Origin of the sequence: Streptomyces sp. NPDC048521 (assembly GCF_043199855.1) — a bacterium.
Classification (GTDB): domain Bacteria; phylum Actinomycetota; class Actinomycetes; order Streptomycetales; family Streptomycetaceae; genus Streptomyces.
The window spans coordinates 1-3,075 of sequence record NZ_JBICWR010000044.1 but is presented as its reverse complement, the minus strand read 5'-3'; the positions used below and the strand labels follow the sequence as shown (position 1 = coordinate 3,075).

The window sequence follows — 3,075 nt, the reverse complement described above, 5'->3', positions numbered from 1 at the left end:
GGACGCGAGCATCTGTGGCCAAGTTTTTAAGGGCGCACGGTGGATGCCTTGGCACCAGGAACCGATGAAGGACGTGGGAGGCCGCGATAGTCCCCGGGGAGTCGTCAACCAGGCTTTGATCCGGGGGTTTCCGAATGGGGAAACCCGGCAGTCGTCATGGGCTGTCACCCACTGCTGAACACATAGGCAGTGTGGAGGGAACGAGGGGAAGTGAAACATCTCAGTACCCTCAGGAAGAGAAAACAACCGTGATTCCGGGAGTAGTGGCGAGCGAAACCGGATGAGGCCAAACCGTATGCGTGTGAGACCCGGCAGGGGTTGCGCATGCGGGGTTGTGGGATCTCTCTTCTGTCGTCTGCCGGCGACAGGACGAGTCAGAAACCGTTGATGTAGGCGAAGGACATGCGAAAGGTCCGGCGTAGAGGGTAAGACCCCCGTAGTCGAAACGTCAGCGGCTCGTTTGAGAGACACCCAAGTAGCACGGGGCCCGAGAAATCCCGTGTGAATCTGGCGGGACCACCCGCTAAGCCTAAATATTCCCTGGTGACCGATAGCGGATAGTACCGTGAGGGAATGGTGAAAAGTACCCCGGGAGGGGAGTGAAATAGTACCTGAAACCGTGTGCCTACAAGCCGTGGGAGCGTCGGAGCAAGGCTTGCCTTGTTCTCGTGACTGCGTGCCTTTTGAAGAATGAGCCTGCGAGTTTGCGGTGTGTTGCGAGGTTAACCCGGGTGGGGAAGCCGTAGCGAAAGCGAGTCCGAATAGGGCGTTTTAGTAGCACGCTCAAGACCCGAAGCGGAGTGATCTAGCCATGGGCAGGTTGAAGCGGAGGTAAGACTTCGTGGAGGACCGAACCCACCAGGGTTGAAAACCTGGGGGATGACCTGTGGTTAGGGGTGAAAGGCCAATCAAACTCCGTGATAGCTGGTTCTCCCCGAAATGCATTTAGGTGCAGCGTCGTGTGTTTCTTGCCGGAGGTAGAGCACTGGATAGGCGATGGGCCCTACCGGGTTACTGACCTTAGCCAAACTCCGAATGCCGGTAAGTGAGAGCGCGGCAGTGAGACTGTGGGGGATAAGCTCCATGGTCGAGAGGGAAACAGCCCAGAGCATCGACTAAGGCCCCTAAGCGTACGCTAAGTGGGAAAGGATGTGGAGTCGCAGAGACAACCAGGAGGTTGGCTTAGAAGCAGCCACCCTTGAAAGAGTGCGTAATAGCTCACTGGTCTAGTGATTCCGCGCCGACAATGTAGCGGGGCTCAAGCGTACCGCCGAAGTCGTGTCATTGCAGCATATAGCCCTAACGGGTGTTGTGATGGGTAGGGGAGCGTCGTCTGCCGGGTGAAGCAGCACCGGAAGGTAGTTGTGGACGGTTGACGAGTGAGAATGCAGGCATGAGTAGCGATACAAACGTGAGAAACGTTTGCGCCGATTGACTAAGGGTTCCTGGGTCAAGCTGATCTGCCCAGGGTAAGTCGGGACCTAAGGCGAGGCCGACAGGCGTAGTCGATGGATAACCGGTTGATATTCCGGTACCCGCTGTGAAGCGTCAAACATCGAGCATCGTGATGCTAAGGCCGTGAAGCCGTTCCGGACCCTTCGGGGAAAGGAAAGTGGTGGAGCCGCCGGACCAAGCGGTTAGTAGGTGAGTGATGGGGTGACGCAGGAAGGTAGTCCATCCCGGGCGGTGGTTGTCCCGGGGTAAGGGTGTAGGACGGTGTGTAGGTAAATCCGCGCACCTTGTGTCTGAGACCTGATGCCGAGCCGATTGTGGCGAAGTGGATGATCCTATGCTGTCGAGAAAAGCCTCTAGCGAGTTTCATGGCGGCCCGTACCCTAAACCGACTCAGGTGGTCAGGTAGAGAATACCGAGGCGTTCGGGTGAACTATGGTTAAGGAACTCGGCAAAATGCCCCCGTAACTTCGGGAGAAGGGGGGCCACGCTTGGTGATCCGATTTACTCGGTGAGCTGGGGGTGGCCGCAGAGACCAGCGAGAAGCGACTGTTTACTAAAAACACAGGTCCGTGCGAAGCCGTAAGGCGATGTATACGGACTGACGCCTGCCCGGTGCTGGAACGTTAAGGGGACCGGTTAGCTCTGATTCGTCAGGGCGAAGCTGAGAACTTAAGCGCCAGTAAACGGCGGTGGTAACTATAACCATCCTAAGGTAGCGAAATTCCTTGTCGGGTAAGTTCCGACCTGCACGAATGGCGTAACGACTTCTCGACTGTCTCAACCATAGGCCCGGTGAAATTGCACTACGAGTAAAGATGCTCGTTTCGCGCAGCAGGACGGAAAGACCCCGGGACCTTTACTACAGTTTGATATTGGTGTTCGGTTCGGCTTGTGTAGGATAGCTGGGAGACTTTGAAGCGGCCACGCCAGTGGTTGTGGAGTCGTCGTTGAAATACCAGTCTGGTCGTGCTGGATGTCTAACCTGGGTCCGTGATCCGGATCAGGGACAGTGTCTGATGGGTAGTTTAACTGGGGCGGTTGCCTCCTAAAGGGTAACGGAGGCGCCCAAAGGTTCCCTCAGCCTGGTTGGCAATCAGGTGTTGAGTGTAAGTGCACAAGGGAGCTTGACTGTGAGACCGACGGGTCGAGCAGGGACGAAAGTCGGGACTAGTGATCCGGCGGTGGCTTGTGGAAGCGCCGTCGCTCAACGGATAAAAGGTACCCCGGGGATAACAGGCTGATCTTCCCCAAGAGTCCATATCGACGGGATGGTTTGGCACCTCGATGTCGGCTCGTCGCATCCTGGGGCTGGAGTCGGTCCCAAGGGTTGGGCTGTTCGCCCATTAAAGCGGTACGCGAGCTGGGTTTAGAACGTCGTGAGACAGTTCGGTCCCTATCCGCTGTGCGCGTAGGAGTCTTGAGAAGGGCTGTCCCTAGTACGAGAGGACCGGGACGGACGAACCTCTGGTGTGCCAGTTGTTCTGCCAAGGGCATGGCTGGTTGGCTACGTTCGGGAGGGATAACCGCTGAAAGCATCTAAGCGGGAAGCCTGCTTCGAGATGAGGACTCCCACCCACTTGATGGGGTAAGGCTCCCAGTAGACGACTGGGTTGATAGGCC

At 56.9% G+C, this 3,075-nt stretch carries 1 rRNA gene; it reads left to right on the top strand.

The features are described from left to right. Positions 1 to 16 precede the first annotated feature (16 nt). Positions 17 to 3,075: ribosomal RNA gene (locus ACGFRF_RS41505) — 23S ribosomal RNA — on the top strand; the annotation flags it as partial.